Below are 21,880 nucleotides of genomic sequence, written 5' to 3' on the forward strand. Positions count from 1 at the left end.
GCTTGCTGTTATTTGTTTATGATACTATTTCCTCATAATCCTCAAGCAGCAATACATAATCTTCCATCAACCTAGCTAAATGAAGAGGCCAAGGCAGCTTGAGTGGTTCATCATAGTGGAGTGCTAGATGACGTAATTCATGTGTTACCGCTGCCCAAAGTATTGGATCATCATTCGGTTGAATACAAGCTACAGTCAATTCAACTAAACCTGGATTCCAATAATAAACATCAGGAGATGCATCATAAATTTTTTCTTCCTTTGTTTTTCGACTTATGCTTGTCCAAGACGAGGCTTTAGAAAGATTACGGTTTAACTGAAACTGCTTAGGCGTATTGTAGGTGCTAGCAAAGACGCGCTCACCCATTTTAAAAATGCCTTCGCTAAAGCCATGGCCATCTCCGTCTTTTTGGGCATACCACTCTGGTGTTTCGTGATTTTGACTATCACGCACTCGCACAATCCGAAGCTTATTAGAATGAAAGCGACTAATGTCTAAAGGCTTTTCTTCACCAAAAGCTATTTTGTCAAGTGTGATGTTTCCATTTTGTAACCATTTCCAAACACTTCTGATGTTCTGTGCGTGGCAGAGCAAGAGTGTATCACCAAGTGAGAGAACATCTTTAAGTTTTGGCTTGATGAATCTCATTACAGCTTCTTCTTGACGTTGGTAATTTTCTACTTCGCCTTGACCAATTTTCAGAAGTGCTTCTCGATAGGGTAACCAAGTGTTTCCTAAGCCAGGAGCGATCGCTTTAATTTCTGTAGTATCTGAGGACATGTGAACCATTACTGGCACACGTTGAATACTACCATCACTGCTGGTTGAGGAATTGTGTTTGATCATCCATAAAGCAACATAATTCAGTTTTTCTGGTAAAGCTTTTTGGGTAACTTGTGGAGGCGTTGCGATCATTTGCTGACTACTGTGGGGTATCGTAATTACTATCTTTGGTGGTTGTGCTTGTACACCTAACTGACGCAGTAAATCTAAAAAACCATTTTTGGCACGATGCGACAAATTTCCAGTGTTATCAGTGCTAATAAACTGCGTCCAGCTTTCCTTCACAGCAAATCCCATACGAAGCGCATCTTTTGGATCAGCGTTTTCAGCAAACTTATCTGGGCCATCTAGTTCAATAAATGCAACTGTTACACAAGAAGCTTGCGGAACCTTTGCTTCTACTTCTTCACATCGTTGAGTAATGGCTTCACGACGTTGCTCTATTTTGTTTGTGATACTTTTATCAAGCTGTAATACATCCCCTAACTCCCCCAAATTATATTCTTGGATATTTAAAGTTAGATTCACATTAGGAAACTTATAAGGAAATGATTCCAACTCTGAAATTCCTAAGAATTGACGTAAAGTATGAATCAAAGTATCGCGTGTTGATGAGCGTTGATACCAGATTTCTACTGTTAATTGCTCACCAATGGTTTTGCTGATAGCATGACAACGTTGATTTTGAAATTCCTCCTCGGAATTTAGTTTTTTAGCTGTTGTATCTGGTAAAAAGGGATTTATAGGAATTTTTGGACTATACTTAACTCGTTCGGGAGCTGCCACAAATTCCCACTCTGATTGAAGTAATTCGGCAATTTGTTCGGCAAGTTCACGACGGTCAACTGGCCCGAACCCAGGCTCAACTTCATGAGCAGGCTTTATACCATTGCGATAAACTAGTGCAGCATTGGGGTGATCATTCAGATTAAGTGCTGATGCCGGATCATCTACAATATTTTGTGGTGTAGGAAAAGGATGCTGGCGATTTAGCCTATCAAGTAAAGCTGTTAGATTACTCCCCCATGTCCAGCCGTATTGTGAATTACCTTGCTCTGTTTGCGAAGAGGGCAAACGTCCCCATCCTATCGGTGCGACTTGAAAACTTTGTGAGTTATGCAGCCCCTCAAGCCAAGGCACACTTGTAAGTAAATAGACACTAGTTTCTTTATTCCTCGGTAAATAAGTAATTGGCTTACTTTCCCAACGCCGTAAGCTGATGTCAGCGTGAATAACAGGAAAGTTTTGAAAAGGTACAGTCTGTACTGTAAAAGTAATTACAACAGACCAGTACCAGCCCTCATATTCCAGTGGTTTCCAAGAAACAATTTCAGCTCCCTTGATACCTGGAGGTAAAGGAGCGCGGCGAAAATGTAAAGTTTCTGAACCGAATCTTAACGATACATCTGGACTGCTGAACTGAGCAGCCAGGATATAAGGCAGTAAGATAAATTGATCGTCATTACCTAAGTTTGCTGTGCCATTATCCCCAACAGTCCACTTAGCTGTATTGACTTGTGTGGGTCGCCAATAAAGTTGAGCTGGCTGTAGTTGCTCTAGCACTTGACGTTTTCTTGCATCCGATGCTCTGGAAAATTGAGTCTGTACCCAAGCGTTGAGAATCAAATACAATGCCTGTGGATTAATTGCTGTCTCACTGTACAGCCAAGGGGTTTCACCGCTTCTACCAGCATTGGCAGCAATGTAAATTAAGTCTGGCACCAAAGCCCGCATTGCCTTATTCAGTAAGCTGATAGGGATAGTAGTTCTATCAAGTGGACGACCTGAAAGCTCAGATTGTAACTGCAATAGCTCAGACTTACCTGGAAGATTGAGAATTTGAAAATTATGTTGCAGCTTGATACCCTCTTTCAGACGAAAGGAAAGAGTGCGTAATTCGTCGTAGCTCATCAGTCAGCGATGCCTCCGATATTTTCAATAGCTTGATAAAACGGCCCGTATAGTGCTTGCACTAATGCCTGATCTCTCTGAGTAATTTTGCCGTTAGAGGCAGGCAAAAAATAAGGGCGCAAAACTTGTTTAATACTGACTAAAAGACTGGTTAATGGTACTTCCCCTAGCTCATCTTGGTAGGCAGTACGACGAGCAAAGGCTGCATCACAGAAAACCACACGCGCAGGGCTACCTCCACGTACCAGCCGTCCAATAACTTGCCAAATGGAAACTAGCTGATTCCAAGTCACAGCTTTACGCTCGTCATTACCCAATGTGCTGTAAATCATTGGTAGTCGCAAAAGACGACGCCATTCGCTGTAAGCAGCGTTACGAAAGGCTTTTCCTACATTGTCAAGTGTCAGCAAATTATTTTCACACTTACTAGTTAGCCAGGAAACGTCATTGTACTTTTCTACAGCCCAGCGATTGATGGAGTGGATGGCATAACTAATATCATCAGGACGTGGAAGCGGACGCACGAGAAAGTAAGCCGCTCCAAATGCTGCTTTCCCAGCTTCGTTAAGAATGTTGTGTCCGCGTTCAATTGCCATCAAAGGAGCTATTAAAATCCATGCTCCAGTAGTGGCAAATTTACTTACTAGTCCACGTTGGATGCTTCGACCGCTACTACTGCGCCATTCGCTTTCAAATTCGTCATCATCACAAACCAAACGCAGTATTTGATCTCGCCATTCAGGTCGAATGTATTCTAAATGCTCTTGTGTCAGCTTTGCTTCTTCATAACTACCAACAAGTAAAAGAATCCGCTGACGGTCTTCTGGTAATGCATCACGTTCTACCTCAAGTAAGCTGGGGCCTCCTAAACCACTTGGTTGTGTCAACTTATTTAGAAGTTCTTTGAGGGCGACAACTCTTTGGTGGCCAGACTTACCAGAGACAGTGATTGGCTGTTGACCTTGATCATCGTAATAAAAAGCTTCAAATCGAAAATCACTTTTTTCAATTGCTTGTAGCTCTTCTAGGGGCGATCGCAATATTCCCGCTACTGGCACTTGTACATGATATCCTGGCGCATCCCCCGCCCAACTTGTACCAGAAAGCAACAAAACGTTTGGCCCCGCCATGCCATCACTAGCAAAGAGTTCGTGTAAATGCAACAAAAGCCAACGACCAATACCCAAGCACTTAAAAAAGCACAAGTTTCCGGGTTCGTTGTCATTGTAACTAACATACTGAAATGCCAATATATTACCCATTGATGCTACCGGCATAACTGGCTCATAGTCCCTCGGTGGGTTATGAACCAAAAGTGAACTCTCTCCTTCAAGTTTGAAGGTTTCCTCTACTAGCTTCCAATCCCGTAACATTCGGTTGAGACGTTCTTGAACCGCCGCCACAAGCAAAGCAAACTTCAGTTGTATTACCGCATCTTTTAGTTCTTCCTCTGTTAGTGCCACAGCAGGAGATTTGTTTTGCACGATCCAGCCATGCAAACGCTGTAATACTAATTCTTCATTGGTAACAGTGATGAGTTGACGCGTGAATTCTGAGAGTTGATGATTGCTCCAGTCACCAAGTGGGTCGTTGAGGTATTCCTCAAACAAGTCCATCAGTCTGCGATAATCTGGATTAGATTGGCGCTTGTTAAATTGTGTACCACTTAGCTTGACTGCTAATTTGTCCAAAATCAACCAATCTGTAAAGGATTCTCCGTTTTTCTTCCATGTCTTCAGGGCAGTTTCTGCTTTCTGATTTAGCATTAACGAGTAAATCCGACTAATAGCTGTTTGAGTAGTATCATGTGCTAGCTCCCACCTATCAACATCTGGATCTGCGAGTTGACCCCGACCCTCTAAATTTAACTGCCGCACCACAGGTTGCTGGACTTGGCTAAACCAACCATTTCCTCCAGGCCCAAATAATTTTTGATTCGGGCTAAAAATGTTATCAAGTTGAACTTGTACTTGGTCAACTTCATCTACGATGATCAAGTCGCTACGACGAGAAACTAACTCAATAAAACGAATACTCTCAGTGTTAATTTGTCGAGCGACGCGAGTGTATACCAAGCTGGCTGGTGTAGCAATCCATATTTGCGCTTTCACTAAATCTCTCTGTGCTTGGTGAAATGGACAAGCACTGTAGAGGGGACAAGCATGGGTTTTACTTGTCTGTGCTTGTTCTTCTTCCTCTGCATTATCCAGACGTAACAAAGATAAACAAGGCTGCTTACCCGATACAAAGGGTTGCGTCACATCCCGACGTAATTCGCTTAATGGACAGGCTGCACTCAGCCATTGAAAGCCTTGGTGTTCTTGAGCAAACGGCTCTAGGGGATGTTCAGCAGTCCATGCTCGATGCAAGCGGTTTGTATGGCGTTCTCGGTTTGACACCCCCAGAATAGGAGCAACTTTAATACCTAATCTCTCAAATAATTTTGACCGCTCCAATGCTCCAATCACATCTCCCACAACTAGAGTTACATGAAGTTTTTGTTGAGCAGCCCTAACTGCTAGCACATCCATGAGAGTGGATTTGCCAGACGATACCATGCCAATTAAATGCATTAATCCATTGATAGTGAGACTGTCTGCATCAGTGAGAGTGATACTGTTATTACCAAACAGTTCTAAGCTGACTCTTGATATCCGATATTCCCATGTTTGAGAGTTTGGGGATTCTTCTTGAGATACCACTAGCTCTGGATGTAATACAGAATCCATCCAACGCGCAGTTTCAACAAGTTCTTGCTTGGAAACTGTGATTTGATTTCTTTGAGTTCTTCCTGACAAGTCGTGACTTGTAGGTGGGTTGAGTATTAACTCTGGGGGAATTTCAACTGTAGCTTGATATTTGCCATCAGTACACTCGTATAAGCCTGCTTCTGTAATCCACCTCACAGGATCTTGATGATGCTGTAATGGTAGATTCAAGGTATTTAAATAAATGTGGTAACGATTAGAAGCAATGCTGACAGAACGCTGGGAGAATTGGTTAAACTCTGCATCTATTTCGTAACCTCGAAGACGTTCATCTACCAAACAATAATGCTCTAGGCCATTCCTCCAATTGGAGTCGCTTCTAAACTGGGTAAGAATATGGCGTGCGTTACCCAACATTCGCCATTGTTGTTCACTCCAATTGTATGATTCAGCAATTGGAAAAGGGTATCCAGTTAGTAGTACCCACAGAGAATCTGCTCTTGCTGTTGGTATTAACTGTGATAAAAGGTAGAGACCTAATTCTAGGTCACAAAATTTTGCAAACGTTAAATGTGCTTCAATTTCTAATCGATGATTCCGCAAAGTACGTCTTAACTCTCGCCGCCAAGAATTTGTATCCCGCATTTACTAGCACCTTTGCAACTTGTTTCGTACATCTTTGATGAATGCGCTTTCAAACTTAGCCTTAATCTGTTTGGGTAGCGGACAATGATTACAAAAAGCTCGTAGATAATCCGGGCGTTGTTCACTGCGATCATCTGGAAAGACAAAGTAGGCTTTTATCCAAGGTGGTTTGCTGGGAATCAAAGGATTTTGTTGCCTGACTTTGTGTGCTAACAGAAAGGGATTAGCCCAGTCTTTGACATCAATTGCCCATACTTCATTATCTGGAAAAACAATTCGTAAATCATAGGCATCAAAATCAGGCCATAAGTTGACTTGAAGCCTTGATTTACCTAAATTTTCTAGTTTTTCTGCCAATCTTAACTCTGCACAACCAGGTGCAGCAATAAAGCGCCGTAATCCTCGTTTGAGCCAAATAACTTGCTGTTTTTGAGAAATCTGACGACCTGACTTGCTAACATTTTTGGCACGGCAACGATCTTCCGCACAGATCAATTCTCCTTGGACAGTGCGAAGCATCAAATTTCCACAGTGAGCGCAACAGTGAAAATAACCATCGACAGCATAGGATTCCGGTGCAGGTTCGTAAGCTGCTTGAATTTGTTCTTCTAGCTTTTCTAACAATGGTTCAGTACAAATTTGTAGTAACTCAAACGCTGTTAGTAGAAGTTGACTAATCAACAAACGACGGAACTGAACATAAGAATCGGGAGTGTCAGCCAATCTGCAAACACTCATTACGTTTAGCAATAACTGTTTTTGGGTGAGTTCCGCTTCTATATCCGAACTTGCGATCGCCCACTCTTCACAAATAGCAGTTGGTATTTGACCATCAAGCAGCTTATCTGCTACGCCTAAATCTTCTTGAGACAAATCCAAATGCCACTCTGTTAAAGGCCGACGACACCAACAAAGCAACTCAGGGACTCCTTGTGGTGGTTTCCTGCCTTGACGTAAGCAATTCAAAACCAGTCTATCTAGACCACGTTGGAGTTCTTTCGGATAAGGAAGAGTGGGCGCTTTACCGTTTTTGAGGCTTTCTGCAAGTTTTACGATACCACTAGCAACTAAGTGCAGCGTTAGTTCATCTGGTGAAAGTTGTGGTTTAGTGAAGTTAACAGTCATTACCTCACTCCAGATTTAGATTAAATTGTTGTTCACTTGAGTTACTCCTACAAAATCTCAAAACCTAAATTGAGAGTACAAATCTCAATTTTTTGAATTTAGTTTTATGTGTAGTGTTATGTATTAATTACAAGATTAGGTAGCAGTCTAACCCTTTATTTACCTGATGTCAATTAAAATTGTTTGCAAAAAAATATGTTTGTAATACAAACTGTTTGTCTCATTAACATCATTACAGTATTGTAGGATTGACAAGATATGCAGCAAATTCTCTTACTGTATAAATGCCTGACTATCAACGGTTCTATACACAAGTAGGTCGCCGTATCCGCGAAGCAAGAGAAAAACGGGGATTGAGTCAAGAGGCACTAGCCTCACTTGTCTCTCTTACCCGTACCTCTGTGACAAATATTGAAAAAGGTAGACAGAAGTTTCTAGCTCACACCCTTGTGGACTTAGCTTTTGCATTGCGAGTTGAGCCAGCTACCTTACTTCCAGAGAGCAAAATTACATCCGAAGAAGAACTTGATGAACTCTTGAAAGATCGACCTCCCGAGGAACAGCACTGGATCAAAGCTGTCTTTGATTCTGTTGAAGAGAGAGAGTGATATGGCAGTTCGCCGGAAGTACATCTGTAAGGTCGTAGAACGCCTGATTAAGGATCAATGTATTCAAGCAGCACCAATTTTTGTTGAAGAATTGGCGCGTGCTTTGGGTGTGGAAGTGCAATATCAACCAGCTGATGACAAGCTATCTGGATTTCTAATTCGAGATTTTAAAAACCATTGTGCTGTTATTGGCGTTAACAGTTCTCATCATAAAAATAGGCAAAGATTTACAATTGCCCATGAACTTGGACATTTTCTATTACACGAAGGAGAAAAAGTACATGTTGACCGTATTGACTATAGCTTTCAAGTCAAGCTTCGTAACGAAGATTCAAGCAAAGGCATCAATTTAGAAGAAAAAGAAGCAAATTATTTTGCGGCAGAACTTCTTATGCCAGCAAGTTTTCTCAAAAAGGATCTTACTAATATGGAAATGCTTGATTTGCTAGATGAAGAAGGATTGAAGAAACTGGCAGATTCTTACAGAGTAAGCACTCAGGCGCTTACTTTCCGCTTAGCCTACTTAGGATATATCCAGCTATAAGCAAAAATTCAACTAAGTTGAGTTTCAACTCAACGTAGGTTTTTCAACAATCTCTAAATTTAAAATGATTCCATATATTCAATACACTTTTGCATTTGCTGGCGCATAGTTTCAGCATCAGCATGAAACCTCCATCCATGACCTGGTAGCACCCATTCAAATGAGTAATTAGCCAATTGATGCATTGATTGAGTCTGTTGTGGCCAAGAATACCAGCAGACATTGTGGAATGCTATCAGCTGATGCAAACTTTCTGACCAAGCAAGATGGTCGCCAGTGAAGAGAAACTTATTCTTGTACAGTAAAACCGTGTGCCCTTTGGTATGTCCGGGAACAGGAATAATTAGCAAATCTGGAGTTAAAGCAAATTCTTCTACACCAGTTAGCTGTATTTCCACATTCCGAGTACTTCCAGAAATATCATCAGCGTGGAGAATCCGCTGACAATGAAAATGTTCGGCAAACTTTTGATGATCTGCCACATCATCTCGGTGGGTTAAATACATATAACGTATTCCACCCATCTGTTCTATATGCTTAACTAAAGGAGGCGTAAATCGGGGAGAATCAACTAAGATATTACCTTCCGCAAGTTGAATCAAATAACTAGCAGCAGCGTAAGATTTTTCCGAATGATAGCCACAGTGATAAATATTTTCATCTAGTAAAATCGGAAAAGTTTGTTGAGCATCTTTGATATCGTGTGGTTTTTCAACTGTGCCAATGGAACTAGTAGGGCAAGCTAAAAGCGCTTGGAGTGCTGCTAATCTTTCTGTCTCATTCTCTGGTTGGTGAAATACTGCCGACTGTTCATCAACCCGATAAAAAACTTCGGGAGTCATCCAGCGACATGTATCACAATCAATACAAGTAGTATCTACATAAAAATCGCCATTGACATTTTGGGGGCGACGAAGATTTAAATGAGCCATGTTAAACCTCTTTCTGGCTGCTTGCTGGGCGGGCAATAAACCCTATATCACCACGCTAGCAAAAACAACCCCCCACTAGACCTCTTGCAAAAGTCTCAATTCTTAACTCTGCCTTTGTGCCTTTGTGCCTTAGTGGTTAAGAAATTGACTGTTGAACCACCAAGACACTAAGAGGATGTTTGGAAAGTAGAAAAGTATACTAAGAACCCCTCTCCAAACCTCTCCCCCACAGGGAGAGAGGCTTTGAAAGCCCCATTCCCTCGTAGGGAAGGGGGGTAGGGGGGTTAGGTTTTTTAGGCTTTGATGTTAGCAATAATACTTTTCAAACAACCTCTAAGACACAAAGGGCTGATTAACCCCCAAAACCAGGAATCAAACGCTTGAGGGCACGTCCAGCAACATCACCATAGCGCAGTTCGCCACACAGAATCTTACCCATGATTTGGGCACCAGAGGGGCGCTTGACACCAACTTTGTAGCCAATACCAGGAAAGCGATAGAATGCTTGAGCTAATTTTTGCGCCCAAGCCATATCAGCACCCCATTGTTCATTCATGGCTTCGGTGTATTGTTCTAAAGCATTTATGTCACCAGAAAGGGCCTGATTAATAGCTCCTGCTGCCAGTAAGCCACTGAAAATTGAGGGACGGATGCCTTCTGCTGTCATGGGATCAACTACACAAGCAGCTTCCCCAGCTAAAACAGCATTTTGAGTATGCAGCTTTTGATTGCCATCCCAAATACAAAGGGGATGACCATATTGTTTGCTAATTGTCATGTCTAAATTAAACGATTTGGCATACTCATCCAAAATTTTCTTAAAGTCTTGGCGTTCACCACCAATGAATGTACCAACACCAATTGAATAGCCGTCTGCTTTGGGGAAGTTCCAGATGTAGCCGTTTTTCACTAAGCCAAACTCGAAGTGAATTGTGGATTTGTTTTCCACATTGGCAGCAACTTCTGCCTCTAAAGCTCCTGCTAGGCGGCGTTTACGTTCTTTGAAGCCTAACCATTTTGCCATTGGGCCTTTCGCACCGTCAGCCGCTATTAAGTAGCGACTTGTAAATGCACCATTGGCTGTGTTCACTTGCCAATGATCAGTTTTAAACTCAATTCCTGTAACTTCTGTATTGTCCCGTAGTTCCGCTCCTTGTTTCTGGGCTTGCTGCACTAGGAAATGGTCAAAAATATCTCGCCGCACCATCCAGACTGGTTCTTTAGTTTCTATTTTTGCTTCTACAGGGTCTTCCAATTTCCAGGTGAAGCGCAGAGAGTCTGCCTTGGAAGAAATAGCTGGGCTGAAGTCAAAGTCAAACCATTGCGCGATCGCAGGTGATACACCACCCCCACATGGTTTATATCTTGGTAGGGATTCTTTTTCTAAAATTAATACTGAACGACCCTTTTTAGCTAGGTGATATGCTGCTGTTCCACCAGCTGGGCCTGCGCCGACAATGATAGTATCGTACATATTGCTGAATTTTTGCTCCTCAAATAGTTAATTCTTTAGTTTATCTTTGGAATCTAAATAAAAACGGTTTGACTAGAGTTTAATTGATTCTCAAAATTGCTAAATATTCATTTTATGTAAATGTTTTTACATATATAGTAATTTTAGTAGGAGGTAAGTATGCCATAAATCCATACGGTTCAGTCAAGGCTAGGATTCTTGAACAAAGTAATCTTTTTAACGATTCTCTCAATTAATATGTAGTTATATCTCTTCCCCAAAAATGACTTACTTTTTCATATTTTTGATCTCGTTTAACGGTTATTAAAATACAATTTATTTCTACAGTAATTGCAAAAAATTTAATAATTATTCAGGTGATTTTATAAATTTTTAGTAAACATCTAAGTACGGATATTCAGCGATCGCGCTTCAAGGTATCCCTAGTTAATTTTTCTTGCAGTGTCAAACGAAATATGAAGGCTAAAGAATTGATACATCATTCTTCAACCTTCATACTTGACACTACTTACCCTTGGGTAATGCTAAAAGTGAGCGTTAAGCCGCCCCAAGGGCGTCTACATGCTTTAGACAGTGGTGATGTCTTTTTCTTTTTCTGCCAATAGTTCGTCTATTTTGGCAGTGTATTTGTTTGTTAATTTTTGCAATTTGTCTTGTTGGTCTTTCGATTCATCTTCTGAGATTTCCGAGGCTTTCTCTTGTTTGCGAATGGAATCTATGGCATCACGGCGGATATTGCGAATCGCAACGCGACCTTCTTCAGCATACTTAGCAGCGATTTTGACTAGTTCTTTACGGCGATCGCTTGTTAAAGGCGGAATGTTGAGCCGAATCACAGAACCGTCGTTGCTGGGTGTTAAACCCACATCTGAGAGGGAAATTGCCTTCTCAACGATGTTTAAGCTGCTGCGATCGTAGGGCTGAATCAAAATCGTCGTGGCGTCTGGCGTGCTGATATTTGCCAAGGATTTCAAAGGTGTGGGTGAACCGTAGTAATCCACCTGTACTTTATCTAGCAGACTCGCGTTGGCGCGACCAGTGCGAATCGTGTTAAAAGCTCGTTGAGTTGACTCAACGGTTTTTTGCATCGTACTTTCAGCTTCAGCTAATTTCACAAGAACCTCCCACAAGGGTGCCGATGGATTCTCCCAAGACTGCGCGGTGGATATTACCTCTCACCGTTAGATCAAATACCAGAATTGGGATATTATTTTCTTTACACAAGGCAATCGCTGTACTATCCATCACTCGCAAATCTTTGGCCAAAACGTGCGCGTAAGTGAGACTGGTGTAGCGTTTAGCGTCAGGATAGACGTGGGGATCAGCATCGTATACTCCGTCTACCTTGGTGGCTTTAAAAATCACTTCGGCATCAATTTCTGCAGCTCTTAATGCCGCAGTGGTGTCAGTGGTAAAGAAGGGATTTCCAGAACCAGCACCAAAAATAACCACCCGTCCTTTTTCTAGATGACGGATGGCGCGACGACGGATATAGGGCTCTGCTAATTCTTGCATAGCGATCGCAGTCTGTACCCGTGTCTGTACCCCTATTCGCTCCAGTGAATCTTGTAGCGTCATGGCGTTCATTACCGTGGCAATCATTCCTATGTAGTCAGCGGTTGCCCTATCCATCCCCGCCGACGCCGCTTTGACGCCTCGAAAAATATTGCCGCCGCCAACGACGATGGCGATTTGAACGCCTGTGGCTACTACCTCTGCTACCTCTTGTGCTATCTCTTTGACCACTTCTGGATCAATGCCATAGCCCATGTTGCCCATTAAGGCTTCACCGCTCAGTTTAAGTAAAACCCGTCGGTAATTCGTTCCCATGAAGTTACGCTTTATCAAAAAAGTTGCAATTGCCTCCAATTTAAGATAACAGTAGAGTGCCTATCTATGTCTAGTTCCGCCAAATCAATGAAGTACCTACTGGCTCTGTTTCTGGAATGTTAATTGCTTGATTTGCAAACAGAGAGGCGATCACGTTTCTCAAATATTCCTCTCCTACAAATAACGGTTCTTGAGGATGATTGTCAATTTGACCTTTATAGCGCAATATCCCATCACTATCTATTAAGAAAGCCATTGGCGTTTTACTCGCACCAAAGCTCTTAGTCACATCTTGCGTTGAATCCCATAGGTACGGAAAATTCAACTGATGATCACTAGCAAAAGCTTTCATATTTTCAAAAATTTCTCTAGGATGCTCAGTAACATCACTGCCGTTCATGCCGATGAGTGTAAAGCCATTTGGGGCAAATTCGGCTTGAATGCTTTTTAGCCTATCTAGATATAAGTTTACGTAAGGACAGTGGTTGCACATAAAAATGACGCCAACTGCACGGAACTTTTCTAGATAACGGCTAAGATGGTGTACTTGATTGTCAATTCCTGGCAGTTCAAAATCTGGTGCGTAGTTACCAACAGGAGTATAAACTGTTTCTAATATAGTCATCTTATTTGGCCGCAAGGAGCTAGTAATACAATAATCTAGGTGAATTTAGCGTCAATTTCTGGTGCAAACCAATTTTTAACCGAATACTTAGTAACCAACATTTTATAGATTCATTTAGAAGCCGTAAATTGTGAAACTACTGAAACTACTACCGATGCTAATTTCATTACATTAGCCACAATTATCTGGTGAGTTACACACAGGCAGCGCAATTCGTTAAATTATATAAGCACAGTTGTAAATTGAGCGTTCGCAATTATTAGTTAAGTCTCCATCTGCATCAACACTCAATACTGTACATAAATTGCTTGTAAAGCCTTTACAATATTTCTCTGGTTTCAGTGTTATTACTAGATTTGCGCTTATAAGCCGTCACAGATGTAGCGATCGCTAGTGTTTCCCTCGCCAAAAAAGCCATATTACATTTTGTAAAGTATGATAAATAAAAATAACAAAATTTAAAAAAAGCGTCACCAAAATTAGGGGCAGTACTGTTTTCACTTGAATCGAAGTTAAAAAAAGACTGTGTACAGTAACTATATATACTTAATCTCTCTGTATCCTGAGTAATTTACCATGACGACTTCTACAACCGCGTTTACATCTACAAAAACTTGGATTTGGCAAGGTTTTCCCATCTCCTACCAAACCGAAGGAACTGCTGGCCCAGCTGTGATTCTGGTTCATGGTTTTGGAGCCTCATTGTGGCATTGGCGAAAAAATATACCAGTCTTAGCGGAAAATTGTCGCGTTTATGCTATTGATTTAATTGGTTTTGGAGGTTCAGCCAAACCTGAACCAGGTGAAAAAATTTTTTATACACTAGAAACTTGGGGACAGCAAGTAGCTGATTTTTGCCGCGAAGTAGTGGGTGAGCCTGCTTTTCTGGTGGGAAATTCTATTGGCTGCATTGTAGCTTTGCAAACAGCAGTCAGTAACCCGGATATTGCCTTGGGAGTTGCCTTGCTCAACTGTTCTTTGCGTCTGTTGCACGATCGCAAACGAGTAAGTCTACCGTGGTCGCGTCGTTACGGCGCACCTATTTTGCAGCGTTTATTAGCGATTAAACCAATTGGTAGCTTCTTTTTCAATCAAGTTGCCAAACCAAAAACAGTGCGGAAAATTTTGCTGCAAGCCTATGCTAACAGTGAAGTGGTTACAGATGAATTGGTAGATATTTTGACTGCACCAGCCAGCGATCCCGGTGCTGTAGCGGTCTTCCTGTCCTTTACTGCTTACTCTTGTGGGCCGCTACCAGAAGACCTTTTACCCCTGTTACCATGCCCTGCCATTATTTTATGGGGAACAGCTGACCCTTGGGAACCAATAGAGTTAGGTAGAGAGTTAGCTAACTTTCCCCAAGTGGTCAAGTTTATTCCATTAGAAGGTGTTGGTCATTGTCCTCAAGACGAAGCACCAGAGTTAGTTAATCCAATAATCAAAGATTGGATTCAAAGCTCCATAAAGCAAAGTTAGGAGTTAGGGATAGTAGAGACGATTCGCCGAATCGTCTGTACATTATTTCTCCCTCATCCCCCTCATCTCCCCATCCCCCCTGCATCTACTACTCGTCTATCTGCCCAACACGGCGTATATTCAAAATGTCGCTCATTTTCTTAATTTGGATGAATACTTGTTCTAGTTGAGAGCGATCGCGTATATCTATTCCTAAATCCATTAACGCTGGTTGACCTGTAGCGGTTTTTACCTGAGCATGACGCACATTAATGCTTTGGTCGCTTAACCGTGACAAAATATCTTTTAACACTCCCACACGGTCAAGGGCTTCGATCTGAATTTCCACTGGGTAAGTGTGATGACAACCGCTATTTTCCGCTGCTGGGTTCCATCTCACTGGTACTAAGCGCTCAAATTCCACATTCTCCAGATTATGACATCCTTGGCGATGAATCGAAATTCCCCTACCTCTGGTGACTACACCAATAATTGGTTCGCCAGGAATCGGAGTACAACATCCAGCAAGATGATACACCAAACCTTCTACTCCAATTATGGGCGAATCAGTTGAGCGACAAGTACTTGGTGGTGCATCCCGCAAAGCTTTAAGTGAACTTCCTTCTTTGGGAAGAAATGGAGGCGCAATGGTAACGGGTTGTTGTCCTTTCGCCACTTCTCGCCATCGATTTAGCACTAAATTCAGTGTGACTTCACCGTAACCCAATCCCGCAACTAAATCTTCGACACTGTGGTAATTACATTTTTCAGCCACAGTCTGCATTGCTTCTGACTTCAACAAATTATCAAAACCAGTTTTACCCAGTTCTTTTTCTAACAATTCTCGTCCACGGATGACATTTTCTTCGCGGCGCGATCGCTTGTACCATTGCTTAATGCGATACTTGGCTGCTGAGGTTCTGACAAAGTTCAACCAATCTAAACTCGGATGGCTGTTCTTTTGGGTGATAATATCTACAATATCCCCATTTTGCAGTCGCGTAGACAGCGGTACCATCCGTCCATTCACCCGCGCCCCTGCACAGTGGTTCCCCACTTCTGTATGAATCCGATAAGCAAAATCTATACTGGTAGAACCAGGGCTTAAGGGTACAACATCTCCCTTAGGGGTGAAGACATAAACATCATCTTCAAATAAATTATCTTTTACACTGTCGAGATATTCTTGAGCATCCTTGAGGTCGCTTTGCCATTCCAGCAGCTGGCGCAACCAAGTAAACTTTTCATCTGTTGCTGTCAAATGGCTGCTGGTAGAAGTGCCAGTTTCTTTATACTTCCAATGGGCTGCAATTCCATACTCAGCAATGTGATGCATTTCGATAGTGCGAATTTGCACCTCCAGAGGACGACCTGTCAGCCCTATGACGCCGGTGTGCAATGATTGGTAACGGTTGGGCTTGGGCAAGCCAATGTAGTCTTTAAATCTGCCTGGGATCGGGCGAAAGGCATCGTGAACCACTGCCAAAGCACGATAACATTCCTCATTAGTCTGGACGATAATTCGCAGGGCTGCCAAATCATAAATTTCATGAAATTCCTTTTGCTGCCGCTGCATTTTTTGGTAAATGCTATAAAGGTGTTTGGGACGACCGCTGATATCCTGGCAGTGAATTCCGGCTTGCTGCAAGCGATCGCGCAAAATTTCAGTAGCTTTTGCCAATTTCTCTTCTCGTGCCGTGCGTTTTTCGGAAACAAGCTGCTGTATTTCCCGGTAAGCTTCAGGTTCCAGGTATTTAAAAGCTAAATCTTCCAGTTCCCATTTGATCCGCCAGATCCCCAAGCGATTGGCTAAAGGCGCAAAAATATCTCGCGTTTCCTGGGCACTGCGGCGGCGGCTGGACTCTGACATATACTGTAGAGTTCGCATATTATGTAAACGGTCTGCCAGCTTGACCACAATTACCCTAATATCTTGCGCCATTGCCAAAAACATGCGGCGAAAGTTTTCCGCTTGGCTTTCGGTTTTACTTTTAAAATTGATTTTAGAAAGCTTGGTGACACCTTCGACTAATTGGCGGACTTCATGCCCAAAGCGCTCTTCTATTTCTTCAATTGTAATATCTGTATCTTCAACTACATCATGGAGAAATCCAGCTGCTATCATAGCAGGACTGCCCCCTAAATCACGTAGTAATCCAGCCACAGCAACGGGATGACTGATGTATAGTTCTCCTGATTTGCGGTATTGACCTTGATGCAGTTGGTAAGCAAACTCAAATGCACGACCAATCAAGACCATATCACTGTGTCTTCGGTCGTCCATTTCGCTGCTACTTGCCGCCGATGACTCCTTCAAACATTTCTTTAACCATTCTGGAAGGGCAAGATCAATTGAGGAATTTATAGCTATGCTGCTCATACAATCGAGTCTAGGGGGATCGGTGTATAGGTTGAGATATGGATAAAACTGACAGCACTGCTGTTAGTAGATGCTGTTACCCAAAACAGGGGTAGAAAACAAGAGTATGAAGATGATTGCCCAATGGTCTATGGAAATCATCCTGCGTGGGGTTAAAGGATCATAATTCCGCCAATCCACGGATGGCAAATAAAGCCTCAAAGCATGATTTGAGGCTTGTGGTTTTAAGAAGAAACTGAGAAGGTTTATTGTAGAAGATAAATTTCTTGACATTAATACTATCTTAACTAGCACTGGATGTCTCTAAATCGTCAGAAATATCAGGACTTAGCAACCTTGCTAAAGGAACTACGTCTTGATGCCACCTCTACCCAAATAGATGCACCCCAGTTGCGGCAGCGGTTAGCTTCTTTGCAACAAATGTTTCAGCAGCAAATTATACCTTTGGCAGATGAAGACTCGCGGGTGCTGTCTTATCGAACCGAGATTAGTAAACAGTTGCGCTTGCTGGAAATAGATATCATGTTTTTCCAAGGGGCGCGTCAGTTAGCCACTGCAAAAACCAGACTTGAAACAATTGGCGATCGCCTGAGTACTCTCATCGGATACTGTGATGCCATCCTTCAACAAGAATATCAAGAAGAAAAATAGCTATTGTTCTCCTTTTTATTTGGTTATCCTATCATCCCATCTACGTCTTTTGATAGATAGTTATTTCAATTACAAGTCCAATTGCCAAAGTCTCTGGATGACTACAGTCTTGCTACCCGAAGTTTTGTGACCAACCTAGGAATATCTAATTTGCAGCAATAGTCTGTTTTGACTGGTTGGTGCTTTGACTTTGTGAAAACAGGATGGGTCTTGAAAAAAGCCAAATCCAGCCTTCCCTGTAATCTGAATTTCATTCTCTTGACCGTAGTAGGCATATACTGCTTCGTCACTATGCCGACCCGACTTTAACAGTATCCACAAAGGTTTTTTTTATGATAACCCTTGACCATAATATGACATCCAGAGTATTCATTTAGCACAGAAGTTATATAAAAGTTCACTGTAGTAAAGTTATATCCTGCTATGTCGTAATGAAAGTTAGTCGCGGGATAACACTTCTTCAGTTCATCTTCCGTTAAATTAGATACAAGGCTCCAAGTTAAATGACTAGTAATTTGGGTAGGATAGTAGCGCAAATAAGCACTAGCAATTTGTAGAAGCCGAGAATCTTGAACAATTAAATTGATTGCCTGACATTTAGTCAGATCATCCACCAGTGCCCTGATCACGTGATGCCCATCTGGCAAACAGTTATGCTCATCAAGTTCACTCATCAAGAAGGTTCTATGATACCCTGGCTCCATGCAAGCAGTGTGAATTGCATAGTCCAGAATCTCTTCAACCATTGCATCAGGCAAATGCAGCCCAAAACAGACAGCATCTTTATCCACTTCTTTGACAAGCTGATCAACTGCTGTGTCATAAATAACTTTATTAACTCCTGTACTTAAGTAGTCCTTGTAGTGACTCAAGTTAAATCTTTGCCTAAGATTTGTTAAATAACTATATGACTTGCGAACAAACAAAAACCGAGCGAGACGTTGCGTAACATCTCCTGTTAATAGCCGTTTGAGCGAATTTGGAGATTGATTTAATCGCCCTTTGAGACGAATCATTATTCTATTTTGAGAGTGCATTGCAGGTGCTTTCCCAACTGTAGAATTTGGATGAACATCTGAACTAAAGCCTTGAATGTAACTGTATCATTATGTACATCAAGTCGGTATACAGTTGATTAGCAAAAATGAGGGAGATGGGGGAGATGAGGGAGACAAGGTAAATAATTCTTTACTTCTGCCTCCTGACAACTGACAACTGACAAATAACAACTAACTTCCACCTAGCGGTATTAGTGCTGTTAGATTTGAGATTGGCAAGGATTTTAAGATCTACATAATGCTATATAGACGATTTGGACGCACAGAATTACAAATGCCAGTGTTTTCATGCGGCGGCATGAGATACCAGTTCAAATGGCAAGATGTCCCACAGTCAGAAATTCCTGCGGACAATCAAAAAAATTTGGAAGCGACTATTCAACGGGCAGTTGAGGTTGGTATAAACCATATTGAAACTGCTCGTGGTTATGGTAGCTCAGAAATGCAGTTGGGGAGAATATTACCTAAGTTTGAGCGAGAAAAGTTAATTGTTCAGACTAAAGTTGGCCCGGTTGCAGATGCAAAGGAATTTCGGCAGACTTTTGAACAATCATTGCGATATCTCCAGCTAGATTATGTTGATCTGCTGGGGCTACACGGTATCAATGATGCTGAAACTTTAGACTACAGCATTCGTGCTGGGGGTTGCCTGGAAGTGGCACAACAGTTACGTTCAGAGGGAAAAGTCAGATTTATTGGCTTTTCTACCCACGGATCTACAGAGACAATTGTACAGACAATTAATACTAACCAATTTGATTATGTAAACCTGCATTGGTACTACATTAATCAATGGAATTGGGCGGCAATTGAAGCTGCTACCCGTCATGATATGGGAGTGTTTATTATTAGCCCTTCAGATAAAGGAGGAAAGTTATATAATCCACCAGAAAAATTAGTAAAGCTTTGCGCCCCGTTAAGTCCAATGGTATTTAATGACTTATTTTGTTTGAGCCATCCAAAAGTGCATACCTTGAGTTTAGGTACAGCAAAGCCCGAAGATTTTGATGAACACCTCAAGACTTTAGATTTATTAGATCGCTCATCAGAGATTTTGCCACCAATTTTGGCAAGGTTGGAAGAGGAAGCGATCGCCACTTTGGGAGAAGATTGGGTAAAAACCTGGGATATGAATTTACCTGGCTGGGAGGAAACGCCGGGACAGGTAAATATCCGAGTAATTTTGTGGTTGTTGAATTTAGCGATCGCCTACGATTTAGTAGACTATGGCACAATGCGCTACAACCTGCTTGGCAATGGCAGTCACTGGTTTCCCGGTAACAAAGCAGATCGCTTAGATGAATTAGACTTGCGGCAATGTCTAGCCCGCAGTCCCCATGCTGATAAAATCCCCCAGTTTCTAGCCAAAGCCCATCAGCTTTTAGCCGGTGAAGAAGTTAAACGTCTATCTCGAAGTTAGGGAATGGGGGATGGGGGATGGGGAATGGGTAATGGGTAATAGGTAATGGGGAATGGGTAATGGGGAATGGGTAATGGGTAATAGGTAATGGGGAATGGGTAATGGGGAATGGGTAATGGGGAATGGGTAATAAGTCAGATGTGATGACTAATAGTCAAATCCAATTCCCAATTACCAATTCCCAATTACCAATTCCCAATTCCCAGTTATTCCGATTTTGTTGTATCCACAGTTTGATTTGCCATTGGCACAACTAGCACTTTATCAACACGGTTGCCATCCATATCCATGACTTCAATACGCATACCTTGCCATTCAAAATGATCTGCTGCTGCGGGAATACGACCGAGATGGGTGATGACAAAGCCTCCCAGGGTTTGATAGCTACCTCGTTCTTCTGATTCCCACTCTTCCATATCGAAAAGTTCAAAAAAATCTTCTACAGCCAACATGCCATCTAACAGCCAAGAACCGTCCTCTCGCTGCACTGCTTGTGGTTCGTCCTGTCCAGGGCCAGCTGGCACATCACCCACGATTTCGCTCATAATGTCATTAAGAGTGACCAATCCTTGAATTACGCCGTATTCATCCACTACCAACGCCATGTGAGTGACGGTTTGCTTGAATAGTTCTAAAACCTTTAAGCCACGGGTGCTTTCTGGCACAAATACAGGCTGTCGCAATCCCACTGTCAAGTCTAGGGGTTCACTTCGGAAACTCCGGGCTAATAAGTCGGTAACGGGGATCACGCCCAGCACATTGTCCAGTCCTGCTTGACAAACTGGATATCGGGAATAGGCACTCTCAACAATTTTCTGACGGTTTTCTTCAGCAGAGTCCTCTAAGTCCAGCCAGACAATATCAGGACGGGGTGTCATTAAGTAGCTGACAGGGCGATCGCCTAAGCGAAATACTCGCTCTACCATATCCTGTTCAGCTTCCTCAAAAGTACCTGCCTCTGTGCCTTGTTCAATCAGGATTTTAATTTCTTCTTCGGTAACTTGTGGCTCTACAGAAGGTGTAATCCCTAACAGCCGCAACACCATTTCCGTAGAAGCACTTAAAAGGTAAACTGCTGGAGAAGCGATCGCTGCCAAGGCTCGCATGGGAATCGCAACAATCGCTGCAATCCGTTCTGGATTGTTCAATGCTAAACGCTTCGGTACTAATTCACCGATAATTAACGAAAAATAGGTAATCAGCAAAACCACAATCCCGAAAGAAATTGGTTCACTGTAAGATGCTAAAAAAGGTATAAGTCGTACATATACTGCCAATCTGTTGGCAATAGTCGCTCCTCCAAAAGCACCAGTGAGGATACCGATCAGTGAAATACCTACTTGCACAGTTGACAAAAAGTTATTTGGCGACTCCGCTAGTTTCAATGCTACCCTCGCCTTAGCGTCCCCTTGATTGGCAAGCTGCTGTAGCCTGACTTTTCGCGCTGAGACAATCGCCATCTCAGACATCGAAAATACACCGTTGGCAATAATTAATACCAAAATGATTAAAATTTCAAAAGTGATGGAGGACATGTTTACAATTGCCGCTATTGAGAGCGAACTTAGCTCAATCTCTAGTATCTAGTATTAAAGGTGCCGTCATAACTGCTTTGGCTATCTACAAAGTGACAGTTTGATTTTTCGTATCTTCCATATAGTAATTAGCTATATTCTTCCACAGAAATAATAAGAGGGCGATGAACGCTTTTAAAATGGAGGACATAAACT

General features: G+C 42.2%; 16 protein-coding genes. 5 read left to right on the forward strand and 11 right to left on the reverse strand.

The window, feature by feature from the left end; genetic code table 11:
* Positions 1-16: 16 nt before the first annotated feature.
* Genes I8748_RS33950 through I8748_RS33960 form a run of 3 tightly spaced genes read right to left on the reverse strand, consistent with a single transcriptional unit; the run spans position 17 to position 7,173 of the window.
* The gene (locus I8748_RS33950) at positions 17-2,695 is read right to left on the reverse strand and encodes a pPIWI_RE module domain-containing protein (RefSeq protein ID WP_198128870.1); all 2,679 of its coding nucleotides are present in this window, start codon (positions 2,693-2,695) and stop codon (positions 17-19) included.
* Positions 2,695-6,048 carry a pPIWI_RE_Z domain-containing protein gene (locus I8748_RS33955; protein ID WP_198128871.1) on the reverse strand — a complete coding sequence of 1,118 codons (3,354 nt, stop codon included), beginning with the start codon at positions 6,046-6,048 and terminating at the stop codon, positions 2,695-2,697. Before I8748_RS33955 ends, I8748_RS33950 begins: the two co-directional genes overlap by 1 nt.
* 3 nt (positions 6,049-6,051) lie before the next feature.
* Entirely contained in the window at positions 6,052-7,173 is a 1,122-nt protein-coding gene (locus I8748_RS33960; RefSeq protein ID WP_198128872.1) for a pPIWI_RE_Y domain-containing protein, read from the reverse strand.
* A gap of 284 nt (positions 7,174-7,457) precedes the next feature.
* Here I8748_RS33960 and I8748_RS33965 point away from each other — a divergent pair, with 284 nt between their 5' ends.
* On the forward strand, positions 7,458-7,781 hold the full coding sequence (locus I8748_RS33965; protein ID WP_198128873.1) for a helix-turn-helix domain-containing protein: 324 nt from the start codon (positions 7,458-7,460) through the stop codon (positions 7,779-7,781).
* 1 nt (position 7,782) lies between these two features.
* Positions 7,783-8,325, forward strand: coding sequence for an ImmA/IrrE family metallo-endopeptidase (locus I8748_RS33970; RefSeq protein ID WP_198128874.1), 543 nt, complete (start codon positions 7,783-7,785; stop codon positions 8,323-8,325).
* Positions 8,326-8,384: 59 nt separating this feature from the next.
* On the opposite strand, the gene I8748_RS33975 is transcribed toward I8748_RS33970, so the two are convergent.
* The 5 genes from I8748_RS33975 to I8748_RS33995 form a co-directional block, all read right to left on the reverse strand.
* The gene (locus I8748_RS33975; protein WP_198128875.1) at positions 8,385-9,257 is read right to left on the reverse strand and encodes an MBL fold metallo-hydrolase; all 873 of its coding nucleotides are present in this window, start codon (positions 9,255-9,257) and stop codon (positions 8,385-8,387) included.
* A 352-nt stretch (positions 9,258-9,609) separates the two neighbouring features.
* Complete coding sequence (locus I8748_RS33980; RefSeq protein WP_198128876.1) at positions 9,610-10,731, reverse strand: geranylgeranyl reductase family protein; 1,122 nt, start codon at positions 10,729-10,731, stop codon at positions 9,610-9,612.
* Positions 10,732-11,297: 566 nt separating this feature from the next.
* Entirely contained in the window at positions 11,298-11,846 is a 549-nt protein-coding gene (gene frr, locus I8748_RS33985) for a ribosome recycling factor (RefSeq protein WP_096555790.1), read from the reverse strand.
* The gene (pyrH, locus tag I8748_RS33990) at positions 11,833-12,561 is read right to left on the reverse strand and encodes a UMP kinase (protein WP_096555788.1); all 729 of its coding nucleotides are present in this window, start codon (positions 12,559-12,561) and stop codon (positions 11,833-11,835) included. Before pyrH ends, frr begins: the two co-directional genes overlap by 14 nt.
* Before the next feature lie 70 nt (positions 12,562-12,631).
* A complete protein-coding gene (locus I8748_RS33995; RefSeq protein ID WP_198128877.1) occupies positions 12,632-13,186 on the reverse strand; it encodes a thioredoxin family protein in 555 nt (184 codons plus the stop codon).
* A 576-nt stretch (positions 13,187-13,762) separates the two neighbouring features.
* On the opposite strand from I8748_RS33995, the gene I8748_RS34000 reads away from it, so the two are divergent.
* Positions 13,763-14,662, forward strand: a complete 900-nt coding sequence (locus I8748_RS34000; RefSeq protein ID WP_198128878.1) for an alpha/beta fold hydrolase — start codon at positions 13,763-13,765, stop codon at positions 14,660-14,662.
* Positions 14,663-14,750: 88 nt separating this feature from the next.
* On the opposite strand, the gene I8748_RS34005 is transcribed toward I8748_RS34000, so the two are convergent.
* On the reverse strand, positions 14,751-17,021 hold the full coding sequence (locus I8748_RS34005; protein WP_198128879.1) for a RelA/SpoT family protein: 2,271 nt from the start codon (positions 17,019-17,021) through the stop codon (positions 14,751-14,753).
* A 297-nt stretch (positions 17,022-17,318) separates the two neighbouring features.
* Here I8748_RS34005 and patD point away from each other — a divergent pair, with 297 nt between their 5' ends.
* Positions 17,319-17,672 (forward strand): heterocyst frequency control protein PatD, encoded by a 354-nt coding sequence (patD, locus tag I8748_RS34010; protein ID WP_198128880.1) that lies wholly within the window; start codon positions 17,319-17,321, stop codon positions 17,670-17,672.
* 305 nt (positions 17,673-17,977) lie between these two features.
* Here the strand turns inward: patD and I8748_RS34015 are convergent, their stop codons facing one another.
* Positions 17,978-18,688, reverse strand: a complete 711-nt coding sequence (locus I8748_RS34015; RefSeq protein WP_214662876.1) for a hypothetical protein — start codon at positions 18,686-18,688, stop codon at positions 17,978-17,980.
* A gap of 280 nt (positions 18,689-18,968) precedes the next feature.
* Here I8748_RS34015 and I8748_RS34020 point away from each other — a divergent pair, with 280 nt between their 5' ends.
* A complete protein-coding gene (locus I8748_RS34020; RefSeq protein ID WP_198128882.1) occupies positions 18,969-20,150 on the forward strand; it encodes an aldo/keto reductase in 1,182 nt (393 codons plus the stop codon).
* Positions 20,151-20,356: 206 nt separating this feature from the next.
* Here I8748_RS34020 and I8748_RS34025 read toward each other — a convergent pair whose 3' ends face one another.
* Entirely contained in the window at positions 20,357-21,685 is a 1,329-nt protein-coding gene (locus tag I8748_RS34025; protein ID WP_198128883.1) for a hemolysin family protein, read from the reverse strand.
* Positions 21,686-21,880 lie beyond the last annotated feature (195 nt).

The organism is Amazonocrinis nigriterrae CENA67, assembly GCF_016056305.1.
GTDB classification, from domain to species: Bacteria; Cyanobacteriota; Cyanobacteriia; order Cyanobacteriales; family Nostocaceae; genus Amazonocrinis; species Amazonocrinis nigriterrae.

Excerpts from the sequence above, each read along its gene's own strand:
- I8748_RS33960 (WP_198128872.1), bottom strand. The coding sequence starts at position 7,173 with ATGACTGTTAACTTCACTAAACCACAACTTTCACCAGATGAACTAACG.
- I8748_RS34005 (WP_198128879.1), bottom strand. The coding sequence starts at position 17,021 with ATGAGCAGCATAGCTATAAATTCCTCAATTGATCTTGCCCTTCCAGAA.
- I8748_RS33950 (WP_198128870.1), bottom strand. The coding sequence starts at position 2,695 with ATGAGCTACGACGAATTACGCACTCTTTCCTTTCGTCTGAAAGAGGGT.
- I8748_RS34000 (WP_198128878.1), top strand. The coding sequence starts at position 13,763 with ATGACGACTTCTACAACCGCGTTTACATCTACAAAAACTTGGATTTGG.
- I8748_RS33980 (WP_198128876.1), bottom strand. The coding sequence starts at position 10,731 with ATGTACGATACTATCATTGTCGGCGCAGGCCCAGCTGGTGGAACAGCA.
- I8748_RS33975 (WP_198128875.1), bottom strand. The coding sequence starts at position 9,257 with ATGGCTCATTTAAATCTTCGTCGCCCCCAAAATGTCAATGGCGATTTT.
- I8748_RS33965 (WP_198128873.1), top strand. The coding sequence starts at position 7,458 with ATGCCTGACTATCAACGGTTCTATACACAAGTAGGTCGCCGTATCCGC.
- pyrH (WP_096555788.1), bottom strand. The coding sequence starts at position 12,561 with ATGGGAACGAATTACCGACGGGTTTTACTTAAACTGAGCGGTGAAGCC.
- I8748_RS33955 (WP_198128871.1), bottom strand. The coding sequence starts at position 6,048 with ATGCGGGATACAAATTCTTGGCGGCGAGAGTTAAGACGTACTTTGCGG.
- patD (WP_198128880.1), top strand. The coding sequence starts at position 17,319 with ATGTCTCTAAATCGTCAGAAATATCAGGACTTAGCAACCTTGCTAAAG.
- I8748_RS34020 (WP_198128882.1), top strand. The coding sequence starts at position 18,969 with ATGCTATATAGACGATTTGGACGCACAGAATTACAAATGCCAGTGTTT.
- I8748_RS33995 (WP_198128877.1), bottom strand. The coding sequence starts at position 13,186 with ATGACTATATTAGAAACAGTTTATACTCCTGTTGGTAACTACGCACCA.
- I8748_RS34025 (WP_198128883.1), bottom strand. The coding sequence starts at position 21,685 with ATGTCCTCCATCACTTTTGAAATTTTAATCATTTTGGTATTAATTATT.
- I8748_RS33970 (WP_198128874.1), top strand. The coding sequence starts at position 7,783 with ATGGCAGTTCGCCGGAAGTACATCTGTAAGGTCGTAGAACGCCTGATT.
- I8748_RS34015 (WP_214662876.1), bottom strand. The coding sequence starts at position 18,688 with ATGATTCGTCTCAAAGGGCGATTAAATCAATCTCCAAATTCGCTCAAA.